This window comes from Myroides sp. LoEW2-1 (assembly GCF_009767705.1).
In the GTDB taxonomy this organism is placed as follows: domain Bacteria; phylum Bacteroidota; class Bacteroidia; order Flavobacteriales; family Flavobacteriaceae; genus Flavobacterium; species Flavobacterium album_A.
The window spans coordinates 1-4979 of sequence record NZ_WSPP01000352.1; the positions used below are offsets into that span (position 1 = coordinate 1).

Genomic DNA, 4979 nt, shown 5'->3' on the forward strand with positions numbered 1-4979 from the left:
AGAATATTACAGATTTATATCCTCATAACTATAAAAAGGCAATCTCTGACGCTGTAGAATAATTTTTATACCTCACAAGATGTACTTGCTAGGGTGGATACTATAATACAACCATACAACTCAACGTACTACAATAAAAAAATCATCCTAAACAATTAGAATGATTTTCATAGTACCAAAAAAAGGGTTTACGATTTGTAAACCCTTTTATATATTCTTATTTTTCTAGTTATTCAACATAACTGGCATTACTAACATTGTAACAGATTCTCCATCTTCTAATCCATCAACAGGTGTTAAGATTCCCGCTCTATTTGGCAAAGACATTTCTAAGAGAATATCGTCTGATTGAAGATTGTTCAACATCTCAACAAGAAAACGTGAATTAAACCCAATCTGCATATCATCACCTTGATAATCACATGTCAATCGCTCATCAGCCTTGTTTGAATAATCGATATCTTCAGCAGAAATGTTTAATTCTGTACCTGCTACTTTTAATCTAATTTGATGTGTAGTCTTATTAGCATAAATAGAAACACGACGAACTGAATTTAAAAATTGTACTCTATTAATTAATAGTTTATTTGGATTTTCCTTTGGTATTACTGCTTCGTAATTTGGATACTTACCATCTATTAATCGACAAGTCAATGAATAATTATCAAAGTAAAACTGTGCATTAGATTCATTAAACTCGATCGTTACATCTGCTCCAGAAGACATTAAAATATTCTTTAATATAGTCAATGGCTTTTTAGGCATAATGAAACTTGCTTCATTTGAAGAAGAAATATCAGATCTTGAATATTTCACCAATTTATGAGCATCAGTAGCAACAAATATTAATCCAGAAGGAGAAAACTGAAAGAATACTCCTGACATTACTGGACGCAAATCATCATTACCTGCAGCAAATATAGTTTTGCTAATCGCAGTTGCTAAAACTCCTGCTGGCACCTCCGTTTTTGAAGGATCTTCTAAAGACTCAGCTTTTGGAAACTCCTCTCCTTGAGCATAAGCCAATACATATTTACCAACATCTGAACTTATTTCAATTGTATTGTTTTCCTTCACTGAGAAAGTCAATGGTTGCTCTGGAAACGTTTTTAACGTCTCTAACAACAACTTAGCTGGTACAGCTATACTTCCTTGACTTGTTGATTCAATCTCTAATGTAGCTGACATTGTTGTCTCTAAATCAGAAGCAGAAACCTTTAATATATTATTATCTAATTCAAATAAAAAATTATCTAAAATATGTAAGGTATTACTACTATTGATAACACTACCCAAAACCTGTAGCTGTTTTAACAAGTAGGAACTCGATACTATAAATTTCATATTACAATTATTTAACTCCGCAAAGTGCTTTATAGCTACAAATATATCGGATTATTATTAATAATAAAAGTGATTTTGTCTTACTTTTTCTCAAAAATGCGTTTTTTCAAAACTAAAAAAACAATTGAAAAAATGACAACAATCAGTATTGGTAAGATTAAAGCTAACATTTGAATTTTTGTATAATTCTGATACACTTTAACTTTGTCCATCATTGGGAATCTAACTTCTTTGGTACGAAGCTGTATCAACCCACTATCATCTAATAAGAAATCAACTGAATTCATCAATAACTCCTTATTCCCATATAATTTATTAGTCCATTTATCATATCCTAACTCCATGGGAGCACCTCTCTGATCCAATTGATTCTTTGCTAAATTACCATCTGAGAAGACAATTATTTTATTTTGTAGCCCCTTCTCTTTGAAATCACTCATTTGAAAAGGCAATACTCTATTCTGAAAAACAGATCTAAAATCTCCTTCTAATAAGACTCCTAAAATATAGTTTCCTTTTCCTTCATATACCTCTGGTCCTACCTGTTCGTTTAAAACATCAAGACTTATCTCAATAGGAGTTCCTACGGTTGACGAGTATTTTGAAGATTGCAATAAAACTGTCTTAGCAATGTTGTTTTTTAAAGTATCTATTGGCGATACGAAATCAAACTTAACTCCTTCTATATTTTTTATTATTGGATGTTTCCCCTCTGGATAAACAAAAGGAGAAAATTTCCAAATAAAATCCCCATACTGCGTCTCACTTCCTTGTTTTCCTATTGCTAATTTAATTGGAGCACCTATTTCATCTTTAACCAAGACAGGGTTTATTCTAACACCATATTTAAACAACATTTCCCCTAAACTTTGGTCTTTAGCATAAGCTAACATATTACCTGTAGCACGCAAACTATCAAAATCTGCTTGAACTTGATCTAACATAAAAATAGCCTTACCTCCACTGACAATATATTGATCAACTACTTGAATTTGTTTGTCTGTGAAATTTTTATGAGGCTTTGCTATTAAAGTTAAATCATATTCCTTCAGCTCATTTAAAGTCTTTACTGGATTACTTGCAACTGAATCTAAAGTAAAAGGAGCTATATAATAACTCTCTTTTAAAGATAATAATAAATCTGCAATATATACATCTTCTAATTCGTCATTTCCTCTTAAAACAGCTATTTTCTTTTGCTTCTCTTTTATTACCTTTTGTATTGCATCAATAAAAGCATATTCCAAGTGCTGAACAGAAGTCAATACTTTTTCTTCCGTATTCGCTCCTAACATATTTTTCAACAACTGAACTTTGGATGCCTTTTCTCCCCTCGAGACAATCGCCCACGGTAAAACCACTTGCTGGGTTTGAGTCCCTTTATCATTTACCGTGATAGAAACAGGTTTAATTCCATACTGAACAAGTTCATTCAAAACCTCCTCACTACCATTAGCCTCATCTAAAGGGTTTACAAATTGAAACTTTACATTCGAATTTACAAGTTCAAACTCCTCTAATAGTTGACGCGTTTCTAATTGTAACCTTCTAAACTCACCTGGAAATTTTCCTTCTAAAAAAACATCAATTATAATGGGGTTTTCAACCTGTTCTAATAATTTCACTGTTGCTTCTGACAAGGTATACCGTTTATCTTGTGTTAAATCGAATCGCTTGTAAACAAGACCTCCTATCAAATTGAGCAACACAATCACAACAATACATTGCAACAGTACTTTTAGATTTTTACTTAAATTACTTTTCATTATTTGCGCAATGTTTTTATTTTAGAAACTGTCATACTTAAAAATAAAAAAGCGATTGAAACAAAGTATATTAAATCTCTTGTATCTATCACCCCCCTAGAAATACTTCTAAAATGATATTGTACTCCAAATTTCTCTACGAATGTACTCTGCATTAAGCCTGCTAAAGCATCTATTCCCAAAGAGAAAAACAGACACAACCCCACTCCTAATATAAAAGAAACTATTTGGTTTTCTGATAAGGCAGAAGCAAATATTCCCATCGCTCCATACGCAGCAGAGAGAAACAATAATCCAAAATAAGACCCAAGTACACTTCCCATATCAAATTCTTGCCCAGGCAAGAGATAACTCTCTAAAAAGTAGACATATATAACAGTAGGTAATATCGACAAGAAAATCAAAAACAATATTCCAAAATACTTGCCTAAAACAATTTGCCAAACAGAAAGGGGTTTAGTTAGTAACAACTCTATTGTCCCCTGCTTTATTTCCTCTGACAAACTTTTCATTGAAACAGCTGGAATTAAAAAAGTTAAGACCAAAGGAGCTAAATAAAAAAACGGAGCTAAATCCGCAAAATTACTTTGCAATATATTGTAAGTTCCATCAAAAAACCAAAGCATTAAGCCATTGATCAATAAAAATACGATGATAACTAAATACCCTGTCAAACTACTTAAAAAAGAGCGGATTTCCATTAAACAGATGGCTTTCATTCTTAATATCTTATTTAACTGTTACTAATCTATCTACACTCCAAGCTTCTGCTTTTTCACTAAAAAGCGTTTTGACAAAAGGCCAAACTTCTTTAAAAGTACTTGAATGCCTGTAAGTATCTAAATCTTGCTCTGTATCCCAGTAGCTATATGTAAAAAAAATATTCTTTATATGCTTGTCCTGATACAACTCCAAGAAAGTACAACCTGGTTGATTCCTCACAACACTCTTTATTTCTTCAAAGTAATTCACGAATTCCTCTACCTTATCTTCGTGAAAAGTAAGCTTTACGATTCTAATAAACATCCTTAATTATTTTGTTATGTAATAGGTTCAACGGCAAATTCTATTGATATATTGTCATGTAGTTGAAGACTTAATAATGTTCTTGGAGATCCACCCGGATTATTAGGCCTAGAATAAAAGATTGTAATCACAAGTAAATCAAGGTCATTAAAAACAGCTAATAAATCACCCGCTCTATCTTTGAGCGTCATACTCTCTGTGACTTTAAAATCTGCATAGTATTTATTTAGTCGCGATATGCTATTGCTCTTAACGCGAATAACAAAGTCTTTTCCTCGGCCAATTTTATCAAATGCTTCCTTGGTGATATTAGTAATCAAATTGCCATAGGTGTCTTCATAGACAATTTTACCTGAGATTCTATTATCCTCTAAAATTAAAGAATCACTAATTCGATTTAATTTAGTTAAGCTCTCAACCTCAACCCCTAAACTTTTAAGCTTTCTTCCTTCAGATAACTGATAAGCACAATACACAAATAAATCATTTGATCTCAAACTTCCATCATTGTGAATGTAAACAGCACTTTCAAATCCATCAGAAGATAGCAATTGGGTTAAGACACCATTGTCTACTGTAATAAAATAATGCCCATTGTATTTCATACACACCGCGGGCGTACTTTCAGAAATAAAAGCATCTACAGCAACAATGTGAATTGTTCCTTTTGGAAAATTATTATAAGTGGCAGCAATAACAAAACCAGCTTCTTCTATATTATAACTAGTTATTCCATGTGATATATCTACTATATTACAATTAGAAATATTTGAATAAATCTTTCCCTTCAATGCGCCAACATAATAATCTTTGTATCCAAAATCAGTCGTCAATGTAATTATC

5 protein-coding genes are annotated in these 4979 nt (G+C 31.9%); all 5 read right to left on the minus strand.

The features are described from left to right. Positions 1-225: 225 nt before the first annotated feature. A complete protein-coding gene (gene dnaN / locus GOQ24_RS15800) occupies positions 226-1344 on the minus strand; it encodes a DNA polymerase III subunit beta (protein ID WP_155091861.1) in 1119 nt (372 codons plus the stop codon). 80 nt (positions 1345-1424) lie between these two features. Beyond that, positions 1425-3110, minus strand: a complete 1686-nt coding sequence (gene gldG, locus GOQ24_RS15805) for a gliding motility-associated ABC transporter substrate-binding protein GldG (RefSeq protein WP_155091862.1) — start codon at positions 3108-3110, stop codon at positions 1425-1427. Next, on the minus strand, positions 3110-3829 hold the full coding sequence (gene gldF / locus GOQ24_RS15810) for a gliding motility-associated ABC transporter permease subunit GldF (protein WP_155091863.1): 720 nt from the start codon (positions 3827-3829) through the stop codon (positions 3110-3112). Before gldF ends, gldG begins: the two co-directional genes overlap by 1 nt. A 10-nt stretch (positions 3830-3839) precedes the next feature. Continuing rightward, positions 3840-4136 (minus strand): putative quinol monooxygenase, encoded by a 297-nt coding sequence (locus GOQ24_RS15815; RefSeq protein ID WP_155091864.1) that lies wholly within the window; start codon positions 4134-4136, stop codon positions 3840-3842. 14 nt (positions 4137-4150) lie between these two features. Continuing rightward, positions 4151-4978 (minus strand): SAM-dependent chlorinase/fluorinase, encoded by an 828-nt coding sequence (locus GOQ24_RS15820; protein ID WP_317165496.1) that lies wholly within the window; start codon positions 4976-4978, stop codon positions 4151-4153. Between the last annotated feature and the right edge of the window lies 1 nt (position 4979).